This window comes from Edaphocola flava (assembly GCF_004118155.1).
Classification (GTDB): domain Bacteria; phylum Bacteroidota; class Bacteroidia; order Chitinophagales; family Chitinophagaceae; genus Edaphocola; species Edaphocola flava.
Map to the genome: position 1 here is coordinate 690,488 of NZ_SAIQ01000001.1, position 16,201 is coordinate 706,688.

A 16,201-nucleotide genomic window follows, 5' to 3' on the forward strand; every position below is an offset into this window, starting at 1 on the left:
AAGTATTGACTGAGAAGCCAAACACTGTATGCTACAGATTAATATCACCAGAATGACCAAGAGCTTACGCATAAAATTCACTAATAGATATTTTTATCATCAGCTATATTACGCAACATTCCCACAATCTTTACCCGGTCAGAAAATAAGCTGTTCTTATCTATCCGGAACATTATGTATTCTTCATCTTTCAGGGAAGTAGCCTGAAAGCGAACAAAAATACCCCAGTCATTTTGGAAAATTGTATCTAATATAAGCATGTTTTGTTGTATGGTTATATTCTTGCTTGTTATGCGAATTACATATCTACCATCGCTACTTGATTGAAAGATATCCTTTTGCTTTGCTATAGAACCGGACTTATCCCATATATAGAGGGAATCTGGCAATGGAAATACAGGCCAATCATACGCCTTGAGAATGTCCATTTGTCTATTAACACTAAATTGCATAAAAGATTTCATCGCTGCACTGGTTGAATCTTCAATTCTAACAGATTCTTCACCGACTATTGGGTCTACAATAATAAAGGCCTTCCCAGATATTAAATGTTTAACAGGAAGATCTATATTATTCCTGAATAACTCTTGGCAAAATATATTCAACACCTGTTCCCTAACTGGCATGCGCATTTTCTGAGCTGCGATTTCAGCAAAAAGGCCACTCAATAGTCCAAAAATAAGTAATCGTCTAAATAGCATTAGATTAATTTAATAGACAAATTATAAGTATGCATTATGCACGGTAGGCGCGAGCCTTGAAAATTATATCCCTTCATACAACTGGCTGATCATGTACCAAAATAGCATCAGCATTATCCCATTGACCAAAATGGATGTATAAATAAAAATATTCCTTTTAATGATCAAAAATAATAAAGATAATACCATAAGCATTGCTGGAATGAATGTAAACATGCTTATCATTAGAAAGCTCCCGGCAAATCCTTGAAAACATCGCAAAAAAAATGCCAGCAATGCATTAATAATGGTAACAGTAAAAAAGATTACAGATACCATTAGCATTTTTATATTTTTGTTTTGTCCCACTATTTATTCTTTAAAATTAAATTTCATCGGAGCATAAGACATAATACGTGTGTCAATTTTCTTTCTCATGTAATAATAGTTCAATACATTCTACGCCAGCCACCCGTTCTATTATGGGTATTTCTGTCCGTATGTCTACATAAGCAACATCGGCATATAAGATAATCTTGCCGAACAAAGACAATGGATAAAATGCACCATACTTTTTTAATTGAAGAGTGTAAACTACTCCCACATTTCTTATATGCCGGTCCGTCAATACAAGACGTAGTTCTGCTATTTCGTATATAAAACGGAGCTTGCCAATATACACTTCTACGACACCGCCGATGCGGATAATTTTTTTAGTCACTAGACATTGGAACCAATTTACTATCATTGCATACAACCAGATCAAAGCAGTCAGCAACATGAGTATAGTATTTTTATCATAAAAATACAAGCATAGGATACCACAGCCAATACTCCATAAAAAAGTCAGTAAAGCAAATCGGAAACCGGTTTTCGTTTCTACAGTATATTCCATATCAGTATATGTTTTTATAATATTCACCCTTTCCCGGATTCGTTCCTTTTGGCGCTGGAGCTGTCTTTTTCGTTCATCCCAAGCATCTCTCAATCCGAAATGCTCCTGCAGGATTTCCAATTTACGTTTGCATACTTCAACTTCTTCGGTATAAAAAAGCATTATGCTTTTTTTAAATAGCGCCTGATAGCCAAATCGTTTTGTAAAATGGAGTTCTATGATAAAGCCTCGTGGAGGTATATTGCTCAGATAAGTACTTTTCTCTGACTGCCAGCTTATATAGCATTGCTGCCTATCTAATATATACTTTTTCCGACCAAGCAGTAAACAAACAGTATCTCCCTGCTTTATCAGGGTTCTTGTATACAATCGTTCGAAAGTATTATAAATATGTACCTTAAAAATGGCAAAACAAGCGATAACGCCCACTGGTGCGTAGAAAGAGGAAAGCACATTATTGGATATAACAAACCAGGTGATAGCAAAAAGCTCCAATATCCCCACTGCAAAAGAAAACCTGTCCTTACTATCGGGTTCAATCTCAAAATACTGTCCTGATTCAATGATTTTATACCGTTCATTCATGCAAATATTATATTAAGCAATATACATACGTTCAGTTAATCACAACCATTATAATGAAAATATTCCGGGTAAGTGCCCGGGCGGTTTACCTTGAATCTAAAACTACCCACTTCCTTAACAAGGGTATCTCCGGGATGCAGGTACTGCCAGGCTTCGTAAGCATAAATAGTATAGGGAATTCCCTCTCCTCTAAGAAATATCCGAGGGCTTTCTTTATTTTCTTTATCCCTAAATACAGAATCTACAACGCCACTCATGGGCAGATTATAATATTCCCGGCAAAAGTGCTGACCCTTCAAATGCGTATCATAAAAAGCAATTCCAAAGAAAGCAATCACGATACTTATAGTAATTAATGCTCTTTTCATAGTATTGATATCATATTTGAACATACTAAGGACAACTCTTGTAGTAATCAACTATACGATGTGCTTCTGTATTATAGTCAATAGTCAGCCAGCATGTATCTTTTGCATTTAAAATAACGTCAGAGAAGAATATATTATAACTAACGATTTGGTCTCCATGAGAAAAAGCATTTATTCTCTGAAATGTAAGATGGCTGGTCAATTCTTCAATTGATATCTTAGTTCCTTTCTGCTGGTCGAGAAAAAACATTACCTCTTCTATACTATGCAAATTTCCTGTTGACCGACAGGAATGAGCCAGCATGATAGAAAGGAGGAAATAATATTCCCTGTACTTCATAGTATATATTACATTCAATACTTATAGTCTATCCTTTAATAATATTAAGCTATAATCTGCTCAAGATTCCCGATGTTTTACTTTTAAATTTTCATCAATTTTATCTATAAATTCCTCCTCAAAAACTTTTATCAACTTTTTTTTCAGAAAAGGTGTATACCATCCAATACCGCCGTTCCCTTCACTACCTCCTCTACCATTTTCATCATGAGCATAAGCAATAAATATTTCAGATGTTGTATCTCTATTCCAATCATTTTTATTTCCAGTGTATCTGAATGTATATCTATACTTTTTCCCATCTCTAGAAATATATAGCTCAACGTAGGCATCATTGGAGAGACCTTTTATAGTATCATGTTTACCATTTGTAACATCTACTAAGGGATTTTGAGGAATAGTATCCTGAGTAAGATTATTACTATTGGATATTACCGCATTTACTGCATGCTGTAATTCATTTTTTTTCACTGGATAGGCGTACGCTTTAATGCAACCATGCGTCCCAGCCGATAAACAGGAAGAAAATTTTACTATTATTACCAGAAAGCATACATAGAAATGATTGCGAAGTAGTAATCGTATATTCTTTTGCAAGTCCAATCTTTTTGTGTTCAACATATTTTAATATAATAAGTTTACAATTACATTGCTTCGATAATCCTAATGACTTCATATGCTTTTCCATATGCTGTTTCAAATAGATTATTAAGATCCATTGTAAACAGTTCGTTTCGGCATTTCAGATATGCAGCTGCGCTATCAGGATTATTAAATAATCCATTCTGATTCAGCCTGTCCCTGAATGCGCGCATAGAATCATGGACAACAATGATGCGACTATTGCATAATTCATGGTACACACTTGAATAAAAATAGTCTCTGGTCCAATACTCAGGATCTTCTATAAAAGCTACATCATAACCCAATACAAAATACCCATCAGGTATCAGGACAGCCTCTTCATTACTTTGAAAAAACAATAGTTTTGATTGGTGATACCCCTCTTTTTGTTTCAACCATCCATGAAAACGCTTGACAATACTCAATCCTATCTGGCTACTAATATAGCACTCAAATGCGTCATTAATTAAAATCGTATCATCTGGATACAGAGCGTTCCAATCAGGAATAAAGTCGGTCCATTCCTGATTACCAATGCTATCTACTCCCAGATATCCATTGTTGTTTTTAATTCTGATAACATAACCTTCCATAATAACGCATTATTGTAAACCTGGTTAGCAAAAAGATAGTAATTCATTATCAAGAGTAAATAAAAACAAATTCTACCATCTGAGCATTGTTCAACTTATTATGTATTATATTTTATACTTAGAAAACCAACTCATTTGGCACATTACAGAATTTAGCCACCGCCATTATTTCTCCATTAAAATCATTTGACGTTAAGTTCTTTGTATAAAATTCTTCTTTCTTTGCTAGAATTTCCAACTACTTTGTCGCAAGATGTTAAATAACAGTAGACCTGATCAGTAAACTCATCTTCAAGATAAATAATGTATCTTTTATTTATTTCAAAAAAGATTTCACACATTGAGCCACCTATTGGTGTCTCAATGTATACGAAACAAGGTTTAACCTCATTCTTATAATTTTTATTTACTGAAACTTTATATCGATAATAGGATGCTAAACATCCCGTTTTCCTTAAAGAGTCAACTTGAGAAGTGGAGACTTCGGTTCCTGCACTCTTACATATATCATAATTAACCAATTTTCTTTCTAGAATTGTACAATGAAAAATATATTTAGCATTCTTTATTATTTCCTGCATACTTAATGATTGAGGACAACTACATCCTATCGCCAGAGTGGGCTTCAGAAACAAAGTCAAAATAATTAAAAGATACTTTTTCATATTTACTATTTTCTATCTTTATTTAGAGTAATTAATGGAGCTATTAACGATTTAATATATTCCTTTTTTTCCTCATCATATACTTTATAAGTTCTAGACTTACCTCCATTAACCTCATTTCCATCCTTATCTGTAATATTCATTAAATGAATAACTATTATTTCTGAGTTAAACTCAGTTGTCAGTTTTAAATGCAGAAGCTAAAATTTCATCAACTTCCTCGTTCTGGACTATACAGATCCAGTTATAGTACTGCCCCCCAAGCCTGCTGTGACCATACAAATGATGCTCTGCCAGGCACAGGATACCTGCATCTATATCCTGAGGGTTGAGTGTGTTTACAAATTGCATCCCAGCTAATTACCACACCTGCTTTTACCATACTTTATTGTTGCTCTATCATAAAACATTCAACAACGGTCACCAGCTCTTTTAAGACACTACAGTTTTGAGTACTGCCATTACCACACTTACCATCGAAAATGAAGAATGTATTTTGAAACCACTTTTTTATTTGCACAAATTCCAGGTTTCCATTTATTCGATTTCAAAATAACGATTCGTGCTTTATTTTCAAGACTTGAGGGAATCTCTTTAAGAGATTCAATTTTCAGTACTTCGCCACTTGTATCAATGACGATAGCCATTTTAATACTACCGACATGGTGTTCATCTTCATCAATGCTTAAATTACTATTTATATATCTTAACGATGCCATTTCACCACCTTCAAAGCTTGGCATCACATCAAAAGTTGTATAAACATTGCGATTTAGAGTTTTGTCATTATAGCATACACATTTATAATCATCCGCTCCCAAATGATATTTATTAGTACAAGCAAATAATGAAATTGACAAAAATGCAATTTGTATTTTCATAATATCCGTATTAATCTGGATTCGTTGCTATCAGCTTTTACATCATTATTATTTTAGAGATCATTCATTAATATCGGGTTTAAGCCATTTACAGTGTACTGATATTGATTTGACCCAGGATGCCCCCTCTCCATATTCTATCTCTTGGCAACCTACTACTATCTTCCTAAAACAACCTTGCTAATTATTAGTCCTTCTCCCATTTTTAATGATACGATTATGTGAACAAACGAGCATGGGATGCTTATCCTCAATTCTTGAACACATCGTACTTATTGAATGCATTGGAGCGTCATTTTAGACCATAAAAATACGAGAAACAGGTAATTATACCCATTCCTCGTATTTGACCTAAAATGATTTAATATTGAAAATCAGTTACTTAAATCTACTCAATTAATTCATCACTAACTTTGATACACTACCGCTTTTGCATAGTCTAAAATATCAAAAACCTTAATTGTACAGTGTTTTAGACCTTATTACTTGCAAAACAACAAAGTGAGTACACTACCTGAAACACTACCCCTACCATTCTCCCGCATTTTTATTCTCTTTTACTTTTTTAAATGCTTTTAGGTATATACTATTGCTAAAAAACGGAAAGGATCTTAAAAATTTCTCTTCATTATAATTATCCGAAATTAAGTCTATATCCATTATTTCAACAATTCTCTCTTTTATACGATTACGTTCAGAATCAGGAAAACAATCAATTATTTTATCAATATCATTCCCTTTTAAAGGATAATTTATTAGCATTATATAAACAGCACTTCCAATGTTTTCGCTTTCACTTTCATCCTTAACGTTCATGATGACATTCAACAAACGAATATACAAACCAGTATCCCTAATATCTGTATTTGTAAGAGAGTCAAAAAAAGCATCACTTGAAGTCATATGATCATTGTCAAGTTTTAAATAGCTTTCATAAGCTAAACAATGTTTATATATTGCTCTTTTATCTAAACTTACAACATCCCGTTTATTACTACCGATGTTACAACTACAAATAAAAAATACAAATAATAGATTACCCTTTTTGAACATATCGAGATGGTACATATCCTTGTTGATTTTTATATTGAATTTTAGTATAGTTACCGCTAGTTCCAATGACTTTAACTTCAGTACCGGCATCAACTCGCGTAGCCTCACCAGAACCAGGATTAGGTCTTAGATTAGTGTAACCATCTTCACCTGCATCAATTATGTGAGCTTTATAAGAATTAAAAACCTTCTTCGATGATCCGGTACCATGTCTATTTTCATCATATTTAACGGGGCTAGACAGATCATCTACTAGAGTAAGAAATCCTTTCTTTTCTGTCGGGTCTAACCTTTCGATTCTATCTGTAATTTTTTTGAGTTCCTTTATATCATTATCGTTAATCCTCATGCAACCGTGAGTACTCATCAAAGCTTTACCGTCAGCATAATACCCTCTTCCTCCATGAATATGCATACCATTTCTTCCTTTCCCCTCCTTTCCTCTATAGTCAAGCGCCAGAATATTGTTAGGACCAAAACTTTTAGTAGGATAACGTTTCCCTCCAGTCTCTCTCCACTCTAATATTTTATATTTTCCTTGAGGTGTATCTCCATTGGTTTTATTCCTTACTCTACCAGAGCCAACCGTTTTAACAATTGTCCTGTAGATAACTTTCCCGTCATTATCAGTTACTATCATTGTAGCATAACCATATTTAGACCTGTCTCTATGTGCATGAACAGTAATATCCCATTCACCATCAGGATCAATTTTATCAATAGGAGAACCACTTGCCATTAAGTATGCTGATTGCCATGGCATTTCATTCGCTTCCGGATCTAAACTTAAAAATCTACCAGTTCTACTATCATAAATTCTAGCTCCATAATCTAATGAATTCCCTATCCCCTTCAGTTCATTATCCTTCTCCATTCCATTAAACCCAAATCGATATCGGTCCTTGTTTTCATCACAGATACCTACCAGGTAGGTCTCTTGTGTGGTCACCGGGTAGGTATAGCAGGTTGGGTTCAGCAAAATATCATATGCCCCCAACACCCATAGCTGTACGCTGGAGCCGGTCGGTTTGAAACTGATACGATAGGTGCCCTTACCGGTAACCGGTATGCTCCCCAGTACTACAGCATCTGAACCAATCATCTCTACAGCCTGTATAATGGTGGCATCATCGCCCGTTTGCGACATACTCGCGATATCCAAAGATATTTGCTTTCATCATACAAATAGTGCGGATGGATAAATATCCATCCGCACTATTTGTAATTAAGGTAACGATATTGTAAATCGACCTATTAATCTGCTGCTTTCTCAAAACATCAAATCTGATACATTACCTCCATCCGCACTATTTTTCTATTTAAGGTAATGTTATTGTAAATCAATCCAGTAATCTGCGGCTTTTCCAAAACATCAAATCTGATACACTCCCACACTACCTTACCACATTACCCATTACCATTTCACATTAAAACTAGCAAGAATTATACAACTATCTGGTAATACGCTTTTCAATTTTCGAATAGATTTTTGAAGTTTTCTCCCTTTATCTAGGTTGATCTTGGATACAATATTCTTTTCATAAAGAGTGCCAGAGATATCAAGTTTTTTCAAGTTCACTAAGTTTGTAATATCCTTAGGAATATAGCTTATAGATTTTGGCAAATAGATTTCTTCAAGGGATTTCATTTGTAAAACGGTTTCCCAATACCCATTTACATCAATACACTCTATATACAGAGTTCTAATATTAGACAATTTTGCAAGGTCTCTATAAATAGAATGAAGGTTAAGTTCTAAAGAATTAAGTTGCTCTAAGCTATAAAGTTTTGTGGAAATATGCTTTAATTCATTAGGGTATATCTCAAGAACCTTTAGCCTTTTCATTAAACCAATTTCATCCGGAAGAGAATCAAATTTACAGTCTTGAAGATAAAGTTCACTTAAGCTATCTAGATTCGACAAAGTTCTTAGAAGCTTAGGTAATTGATTATTATTTAATCCTGAAATTATTATCGTCTCGAGTTTTTCAAACTTCAGTAGACTATCAATACTTTCTGTACCCAACTGGTCTAAGGATAAATGATGAACTGTTCCCGCATTCTCATAGACATCTTTAAGATTATAAGCATAGGATGGTTTTACGTCCAAGGCTTCCTCCATTCTATTAATGTTAGTTTTATCTAAAGTACTATCGCAAGAGGCACTTATAAAAAGAAGCAACGATAAAACGATAATAATATAATGCATAAAAAAGATTTTATCTACTAAGACTACTGATTGCTGATTGGCGAGTTGCCCCTGAAGAGTTCGCTTTTTTCCCATCATTAACTTTGCCGTTGTTATTTTCATATTGTATATTTTCATCTAATGCAACCGGAGGGGGATCATACCTCATTTGCGATCTACTCTTAACCTCTTTTGGAATATCCCCAAGCTTTGCATTTGCAGCATTTATTCTACCGTTAGCAGTAAGTAATCCAGTATTAGTTGCGTTTCTCACTATATAATTTCCCAAATCGACTACCATTGATTTAAGAAAAACACCATTGCTATTATTCATTAAATGATTATCTGGTACTCCATCATAAGCAATACCAGATAATGTATAATCCTCAATTCTATCAGAAGAGCGTCCCAATTTAGAGGTGTAAACATCAAAATATAGGTCAACAAAACCAAGAATATGCCCGAATTCATGTGCAACTGCATCTGATCGCTTACTTAAATTCATTACAGTTCCCCCTACAACATTATCTCGATAATCCGATTGATCAGAAATGTAGGCACGAGAATCCCAAGGTTTTAATGTGAATAGCTCTTGTTGATTCTTAATAATTACAACATTAACATCAAATTTAATAGAATAGGTTACCTCATTATAAGCTTTGAATGACTGAGGCCTATAAATCTTGTCTATTTCTGTCTTGATATGCCTTCTATCTAGTTCTGTTCCATTGACTAAATATATAGTACTTTTAACAGTAATCTGATTTCCTTTAATATAATATTCTGCATCTTCTCCATTTCGATCAACCAAGCTAATTGGATTATTTTCAAAAGCATTATAAGGGCTAAGACTCGGATATTTACTCGCACTAGGATCAATACTCATCCATCTCGCAACTCTACTATCATACATTCTCGCCCCAAAGTCTAATGAGTTCCCTATCCCCTTCAGTTCATTATCCTTCTCCTGTCCATTAAACCCAAATCTATATCGGTCTTTGTTTTCATCACAGCTATCTACCAAATAGGTTTCCTGCGTCGTAACCGGGTAGGTATAGCAGGTAGGGTTCAGCAGTATATCATATGCTCCCAGTACCCACAATTGTACGCTTGAACCGGTCGGTTTGAAGCTGATACGATAGGTACCCTTACCGGTAACCGGTATGCTCCCCAGTACTACAGCATCTGAACCAATCATCTCTACAGCCTGTATAATGGTGGCACTTTTACTAAAACAGATCGTTCTTCTGCTTAGCCTTTTGAGATGTGTTCTTAAGGTTAGATTTTTCCTTTCTATATGGTTCGTGCCTCTGTACTTTGTTGAGTGAATATCGGGCGGTAATAAATATTTATAATTTGGCAGCTGATCCGTGAATATTTTTGTCGCATTCGATAATAACAATGTATCCGTTATTCTTCCTAATGTTCTGTTCGTTCTCCTCCCAATCGCAAAATCTACTACCTGTTTCGTATCTCTTCTGATGGCATAAACTATCCAACGCATACGAGCCTTGTTCTTCACATAAGTACACAGTTCATCCAACTCATATTCTTTATCAAAAGAAATCACAGGCTTTACAATTTTTGAAGCAATCAATTTTATTCTTCGCAAAACAGTATTCAAGCTTATTTTCAGCAACCTGGATATACTACGAATGCGGCAGCCTTCCTTTGTTAATCGAATAATGCTATCATCGTTTAAAGACCAATAAGCTCTATAGTTGTAATAGTCTAATGCTCTTTTGCCACAACATCGGCAAACATATTGCTGCTTCCCTGTACCCGTCTTTCCATTTTTAACTATTCTCGGAATATAGCAATGCGGACATATTTTGTTATCACTAATTCTGATACACCTGGACACAGTATACTGCATTTGAGCGTCATTTTAGACCATAAAAATACGAGAAACAGGTAATTATACCCATTCCTCGTATTTGACCTAAAATGATTTAATATTGAAAACCTGTTCCTTAAATCTACTCAATCAATGCATCACTAACTTTGATACACTACACGGTCCTCAAAACACCAAAACGTGACAAAGTTAAAAAAACATTTTTTTTAACCAAATTTTGTGAAAAAAATATTTGGTTTTATCGATCAAATTAATTAAAATCACTCTATTGTGAATTATTTAAAAAACAAACTATAACTATTTAAAAATCAATAAATTAAAGCAAAATAGTATATAAATACTGTCAAATAATGCTTGCATCTGCATGACTATAGAAACAACAGGATTGTGATAAATTCTCAATTCACAATATGTTGACTGTTAAATAATTACCCAAAATCAGTATATTAACATTCTATTTTCATAAATTTTTATTGCCATTATGATCAGTTTCTGGGAGAAAACTTCCTTGCTTACATATGATTTTATGATCATCGGATCGGGTATTGTTGGGTTGAATACAGCAATCAACCTGAAGATACAGTACCCGATGTCCTCCGTATTAGTACTGGAGCGGGGCATCCTGCCGACCGGTGCCAGTACCCGCAATGCAGGCTTTGCCTGTATGGGTAGCCTTTCCGAGCTGACAGATGATCTGCAAACGCTTTCGGAGGAGGAGCTGCTCAGCCTGTTTGCACAACGTAAACAGGGCATAGAATTACTGCGCCAGAGGTTAGGAGATGAGGCTATAGGCTATCGCAAAAATGGAAGCCATGAGTTATTAGCTGCTCATGAGACCCCTGTACTGGACAAGCTGGATTATTTCAACACGCTGTTGCGCGAGGTATCTGCTGAGCCTGTATTCCGGATCTGTAATGATACTATTGATCGCTTCGGTATGTCACGGCAACACTTTCCTTACTGTGTCGAGACTACCTGCGAAGGCGAACTGCATACCGGAAAGATGATGCGCAGCCTTATTGATTTTGCTATCGGTAAAGGGGTCGAAATCAAAACAGGTGTGGAAGTATTGGAGATTGAGGAAAGCACACAGTGTGTAACCGTTAATGTACACGATCCTTATCGTGCAGAAGGCATGCACTTTAGCGCACAACATGTGCTGGTCTGCACTAATGCATTCACCCCGAGATTCTTTCCCGACCTGGATATCAAACCCGGTCGCGGGCAGGTAATCCTTACTAAACCCATTCCGGGTTTACGTTTGAAAGGCATATTCCACTTCGACCAGGGTTATTACTATTTCCGTGAACTCGAAGGGCGCATTTTATTCGGTGGCGGCAGAAACCTTGATTTTGATACGGAAGCAACGGACCAAATCACACTTAACGAACAGATCATCGACAAACTGTGTAGTTGGCTACGGGAGGCCGTCATACCGGAAACTCCGTTTGAAATAGACATGAAATGGTCTGGCATTATGGCTTTTGGAAAAGATAAGAAACCGATTGTGCAATCTTTCAGTGACCGCATACACGGGGCATTCCGCATGGGCGGCATGGGTGTTGCTTTAGGCAGCCTGGTGGCACAGCAACTGGCCTCCCTACCCGATCACAAATCATAATGACCTTAATGTTAATATCCAGACCTCCGCCAAACCATGTTATAGTATACCGTATATTCGTATGACGAAAATACATCAACTATGAACACTCCTGTTTCCAAAAAATTAGACATCGTTATTCCTGCATTCAGAATGCATACCCAGAGCTTCCTTAATGTGCTGGATGGTATTACGGAAGAAGATGCGCTGAAAAGAATTGACGGCAAAACGAATCACATCATCTGGATGGCGGGCAACCTGGTCAACTGCCGTTACGGTATGGCATGGGTTCTGGGTTTGAGAGAAGAAGATCCGTACAGCGATCTGTTCTTCCAGGGCAAGGCCTTGAGTCCGGAGTACAACTACCCCAGCTTACAGGCGCTGAAAGAAAGTTTTCACAAAATCTCTGCGCTGCTGTATGAGCAATTACTCCAGGCACCGGACGAGCTCCTGGACAGTGCCTTCCAGTTCGGCATGAATGTTCCTTTTGTACCGGCAACAGTATTGAGTTTTATGGGTATGTGCATAGGCCGTGAAGATTATCTATGCGGCCAGATAGGACTGATGCGCAAGATCCTCGGCTATGAGGGCATGAAATATGATATAAACACCAACATTCCTTACTAACCTATGCATGCGCAATCAACCGGCTTTGCCGAAGCGAATGGGATTAAGCTATATTATGAAATTTATGGTAGCGGCGCTCCCCTGGTCCTTATACATGGCGGAGGCTCTTCCGGTGCATTCGATTTCAGTGAGGTTATACCACGCCTGGCAGGACAATATACGTTGATTACAGTCGACCTCCAGAACCATGGCCGCTCCGATCACCGGTATGAGCCTGCAACCTTTGTTCAGGATGCCCGCGACATTATTGCTGTAATGGATCGGCTGGAGATTGGCAAAGCGTCTTTCTTTGGTTTCAGCAATGGCGCGTCAACGGTAATGCAGCTTGGCCATCTATTCCCGCAACGCTGCGAAAAGATTATTGCAGCCTCCGGTCTTTCGAAAAGAGAGGGCATGATTGATGGCTTCTTTGAAGGAATGCAACAGGCGACCTTGGATCATATGCCAGCCTATCTGCAGGAAAATTTCCTGAAATGTACACCTGATCCGGTGAGGCTTCAGAACATGTTTTTCCGGGACAGTCAGCGCATGCTGCACTTCAGTGACTGGCCGGACGAAGTTTTGCAATCCATAAATGTACCGGCATTGTTTATAAGCGGGGACCAGGATGTGATCAAACCAGAACATACCACAGCAATGAGTAGACTAGTCCCTGACAGCCGTTTACTCATTCTTCCGGCGGGACATGGCTCTTATATGATGCCAGATGAGCAGGGCAGGGTTGACGATACTTTGATTGATTGCTGTGTAGAGTTTATTACCCGATTTCTGCAAACATAATTGCACCTCTTATCGGCACAAATCTTAAGTGTCTCATTATTGTTATTTATTATTTTATGATTTTTACAGGGTTATTTTTTTGTAAAATAAAATACTAGGGGTACTTTTGCCCTGTTAAATGATGAAAATTAATACAGAATATAAACGCAATAAACGTAGCTACCTCCTGGGGTAATCATCTTTATATGGGTTTATGTTCCAACAATATGAAGAGGCTTACCGCTAAAAGGTAAGCCTCTTTGTATTTTGTACATACCGTAAAATATCAACAAATAATAAATCATGAGTAAACTAAGTAATCTTGCAGAATCGCTGGTCGGATCGGAAATTGTGAAATTAGGCAATGAGATCAATAATCGTATCCGCAATGGAGAACGTATTTACAACTATACGATCGGGGACTTTAATCCTGCGATATTTCCCATTCCGGAAGCGCTGCAGGCCCAAATTATAAAAGCTTATCATGAAGGATATACGAACTATCCTCCGGCTGATGGTGTACTGCCTTTAAGAGAAGCAGTAGGCCGATTTGTGCAGAAATATGAAGGGGTGAGCTATGCGAATGATGAAATTCAGATTTCCAGTGGTGGTCGTCCGTTGATCTATTCTTTATTTAAAACATTGGTCAATCCCGGCGATAAGGTGATCTATGCCGTTCCTTCCTGGAACAATAATCACTATACTACCCTTAACGGTGGTATCGCCTGCGAGATACAGACCACTGCCGAGAATAATTTCATGCCTACGGTAGAAGAAATAAAACCACATCTGCAGGATGCCGTTTTATTATGCCTGTGTACCCCGCAAAATCCTACCGGAACGACTTTGTCTAAAGAGACACTGGAGCAGATCTGTGACCTGGTACTGGAGGAAAACAAACGTCGTGGCGAGGGCCGTAAATTATATGTGCTGTTCGACCAGATGTATTTTACCCTGACCTATGGTAATACTAAACATTTCCACCCTGTGGCTTTACGTCCGGAAATGAAAGAATATACTGTTTCTGTAGATGGTATCTCCAAATCATTTGCAGCAACCGGTGTACGTGTGGGCTGGGGTTTCGGTCCGGCTAAAGTAATCGCTAAAATGAAAGCACTGATGAGTCATATGGGCGCCTGGGCACCCATGGCTGAGCAGATCGCGACTGCTGCATTCCTTGATGATGAAACTGCGGTAGCTGAATACCTGACTGATCTGAAAGGCAAGCTGGAGCAGCGCTTATGGCGTATCTATGATGGCATTGAGGCACTGCGTGCAAAAGGTTATGCTGTTGAGGCCATCGCGCCGCAGGCGGCCATCTACCTGACCCTTAAATTCGACCTGAAAGGCAAATCTTTCCAGGGCCAATTACTGGAAAACCAGGCAGATGTAACCCAGTTCCTTTTAGGCAATGTAGGCCTGGCACTGGTTCCGTTTAACTGCTTTGGTGCAGATGCACAAAGCCCATGGTACCGCATCAGTGTAGGCACCTGTAAACTGGAAGACCTGGATATTATCTTTAATAACCTGGGGCAGGCTTTAGCCCAGTTGCAATAAACTTTAACTGAGTATCCGCTTAAAGGAAACAAAGATTGGCCTTATGATTTAGGCATTCTATTTATATCTTTTGGTACCTTTTGTTGCCGGACAAAAGGACGAAGAAAAAAGTTGACCACATGCGGATACTCAATAAACTGCATATAAAAAGGAAGGGCGCGATCACAGATCGCGCCCTTCCTTTTTATATGCAGTAACCTTACTCTTCCACTACCAGGCGGAAGCCGTTACCATGAATATTCACAATACTTACTTTCGGATCTTCGCTTAAATACTTACGCAGTTTGGCAATATATACATCCATACTTCTTCCGTTGAAGTAGGTATCACTACCCCAGATGCGTTTCAGCGCCTGCTCACGTGGTAACAGATCGTTTTTGTATTCGCAAAGCATTTGTAACAGTGCATTTTCTTTTGGAGACAATGTTACATCTTTTCCTTCGCGGGACAGGATGCGCAGCTTGCTGTTGAAGTGGAAGCTGGCCACATCAAAGTCTGTAGCAGAAGGATTTTTTTCCTGGATCTCCTGATTACGTTTCAGAATAGCTTTGATCTTATGCAACAGCACTTCACTGTCAAATGGTTTGGCAATATAATCATCAGCCCCTAAACGATAGCCCGTGATTACATCATCTTTCATGCTGCGTGCAGACAGGAAGAACAATGGAATATCCGGATCTATGTTACGAATCTCTTCTGCCAGTGTAAAGCCATCCATATTCGGCATCATTACATCTAAAAGGCAGATATCAAACTTTTCTCTTCTGAATGCGGCCAGACCCAGAATACCGTCTCTGCACAGTTCTACAACATAGTCGTGCAGTTCGAGATAATTCTTCAATACCTGACCTAAATTGGTATCGTCTTCAACCAGTAATATTTTTGATTTTTCTATTTCCATAATTTAATTGATGAGATTAGGTGAATC

General features: G+C 37.5%; 17 protein-coding genes. 4 read left to right on the forward strand and 13 right to left on the reverse strand.

The window, feature by feature from the left end; all coding sequences use genetic code 11:
• Positions 1 to 80: 80 nt before the first annotated feature.
• From EMP01_RS03035 to EMP01_RS03085, 12 genes are all read right to left on the reverse strand, one after another.
• On the reverse strand, positions 81 to 701 hold the full coding sequence (locus tag EMP01_RS03035; RefSeq protein ID WP_129020007.1) for a hypothetical protein: 621 nt from the start codon (positions 699 to 701) through the stop codon (positions 81 to 83).
• A 400-nt stretch (positions 702 to 1,101) separates the two neighbouring features.
• Positions 1,102 to 2,160 carry a hypothetical protein gene (locus tag EMP01_RS03040; protein WP_129020008.1) on the reverse strand — a complete coding sequence of 353 codons (1,059 nt, stop codon included), beginning with the start codon at positions 2,158 to 2,160 and terminating at the stop codon, positions 1,102 to 1,104.
• Between the two features lie 35 nt (positions 2,161 to 2,195).
• Positions 2,196 to 2,528 carry a hypothetical protein gene (locus EMP01_RS03045; RefSeq protein ID WP_129020009.1) on the reverse strand — a complete coding sequence of 111 codons (333 nt, stop codon included), beginning with the start codon at positions 2,526 to 2,528 and terminating at the stop codon, positions 2,196 to 2,198.
• Positions 2,529 to 2,928: 400 nt separating this feature from the next.
• The gene (locus tag EMP01_RS03050; RefSeq protein WP_129020010.1) at positions 2,929 to 3,339 is read right to left on the reverse strand and encodes a hypothetical protein; all 411 of its coding nucleotides are present in this window, start codon (positions 3,337 to 3,339) and stop codon (positions 2,929 to 2,931) included.
• Positions 3,340 to 3,512: 173 nt separating this feature from the next.
• Positions 3,513 to 4,085 carry a hypothetical protein gene (locus EMP01_RS03055; RefSeq protein WP_129020011.1) on the reverse strand — a complete coding sequence of 191 codons (573 nt, stop codon included), beginning with the start codon at positions 4,083 to 4,085 and terminating at the stop codon, positions 3,513 to 3,515.
• Positions 4,086 to 4,267: 182 nt separating this feature from the next.
• Positions 4,268 to 4,750: a hypothetical protein gene (locus EMP01_RS03060; protein ID WP_129020012.1), complete on the reverse strand. Its 483-nt coding sequence runs from the start codon at positions 4,748 to 4,750 to the stop codon at positions 4,268 to 4,270.
• Positions 4,751 to 4,924: 174 nt separating this feature from the next.
• Entirely contained in the window at positions 4,925 to 5,101 is a 177-nt protein-coding gene (locus tag EMP01_RS15485; protein ID WP_161971200.1) for a hypothetical protein, read from the reverse strand.
• Positions 5,102 to 5,220: 119 nt separating this feature from the next.
• Complete coding sequence (locus EMP01_RS03065) at positions 5,221 to 5,631, reverse strand: energy transducer TonB (RefSeq protein WP_129020013.1); 411 nt, start codon at positions 5,629 to 5,631, stop codon at positions 5,221 to 5,223.
• Between the two features lie 528 nt (positions 5,632 to 6,159).
• A complete protein-coding gene (locus tag EMP01_RS03070; RefSeq protein ID WP_129020014.1) occupies positions 6,160 to 6,699 on the reverse strand; it encodes a hypothetical protein in 540 nt (179 codons plus the stop codon).
• Complete coding sequence (locus EMP01_RS03075) at positions 6,668 to 7,846, reverse strand: RHS repeat-associated core domain-containing protein (protein WP_161971201.1); 1,179 nt, start codon at positions 7,844 to 7,846, stop codon at positions 6,668 to 6,670. The genes EMP01_RS03070 and EMP01_RS03075 overlap by 32 nt, the downstream gene beginning before the upstream one ends.
• Before the next feature lie 252 nt (positions 7,847 to 8,098).
• Entirely contained in the window at positions 8,099 to 8,995 is an 897-nt protein-coding gene (locus tag EMP01_RS03080; RefSeq protein WP_129020016.1) for a leucine-rich repeat domain-containing protein, read from the reverse strand.
• Entirely contained in the window at positions 8,904 to 10,748 is a 1,845-nt protein-coding gene (locus EMP01_RS03085; RefSeq protein WP_129020017.1) for an IS1 family transposase, read from the reverse strand. The genes EMP01_RS03080 and EMP01_RS03085 overlap by 92 nt, the downstream gene beginning before the upstream one ends.
• 463 nt (positions 10,749 to 11,211) lie before the next feature.
• Here EMP01_RS03085 and EMP01_RS03090 point away from each other — a divergent pair, with 463 nt between their 5' ends.
• From EMP01_RS03090 to EMP01_RS03105, 4 genes are all read left to right on the forward strand, one after another.
• Positions 11,212 to 12,351: an NAD(P)/FAD-dependent oxidoreductase gene (locus EMP01_RS03090; protein WP_129020018.1), complete on the forward strand. Its 1,140-nt coding sequence runs from the start codon at positions 11,212 to 11,214 to the stop codon at positions 12,349 to 12,351.
• Positions 12,352 to 12,432: 81 nt separating this feature from the next.
• Positions 12,433 to 12,957 carry a DinB family protein gene (locus EMP01_RS03095; RefSeq protein ID WP_129020019.1) on the forward strand — a complete coding sequence of 175 codons (525 nt, stop codon included), beginning with the start codon at positions 12,433 to 12,435 and terminating at the stop codon, positions 12,955 to 12,957.
• 3 nt (positions 12,958 to 12,960) lie between these two features.
• Complete coding sequence (locus tag EMP01_RS03100) at positions 12,961 to 13,737, forward strand: alpha/beta fold hydrolase (RefSeq protein ID WP_129020020.1); 777 nt, start codon at positions 12,961 to 12,963, stop codon at positions 13,735 to 13,737.
• Between the two features lie 282 nt (positions 13,738 to 14,019).
• Entirely contained in the window at positions 14,020 to 15,273 is a 1,254-nt protein-coding gene (locus EMP01_RS03105; RefSeq protein WP_129020021.1) for a pyridoxal phosphate-dependent aminotransferase, read from the forward strand.
• 199 nt (positions 15,274 to 15,472) lie between these two features.
• Here EMP01_RS03105 and EMP01_RS03110 read toward each other — a convergent pair whose 3' ends face one another.
• Complete coding sequence (locus tag EMP01_RS03110) at positions 15,473 to 16,174, reverse strand: response regulator transcription factor (protein ID WP_129020022.1); 702 nt, start codon at positions 16,172 to 16,174, stop codon at positions 15,473 to 15,475.
• Positions 16,175 to 16,201: the final 27 nt, after the last annotated feature.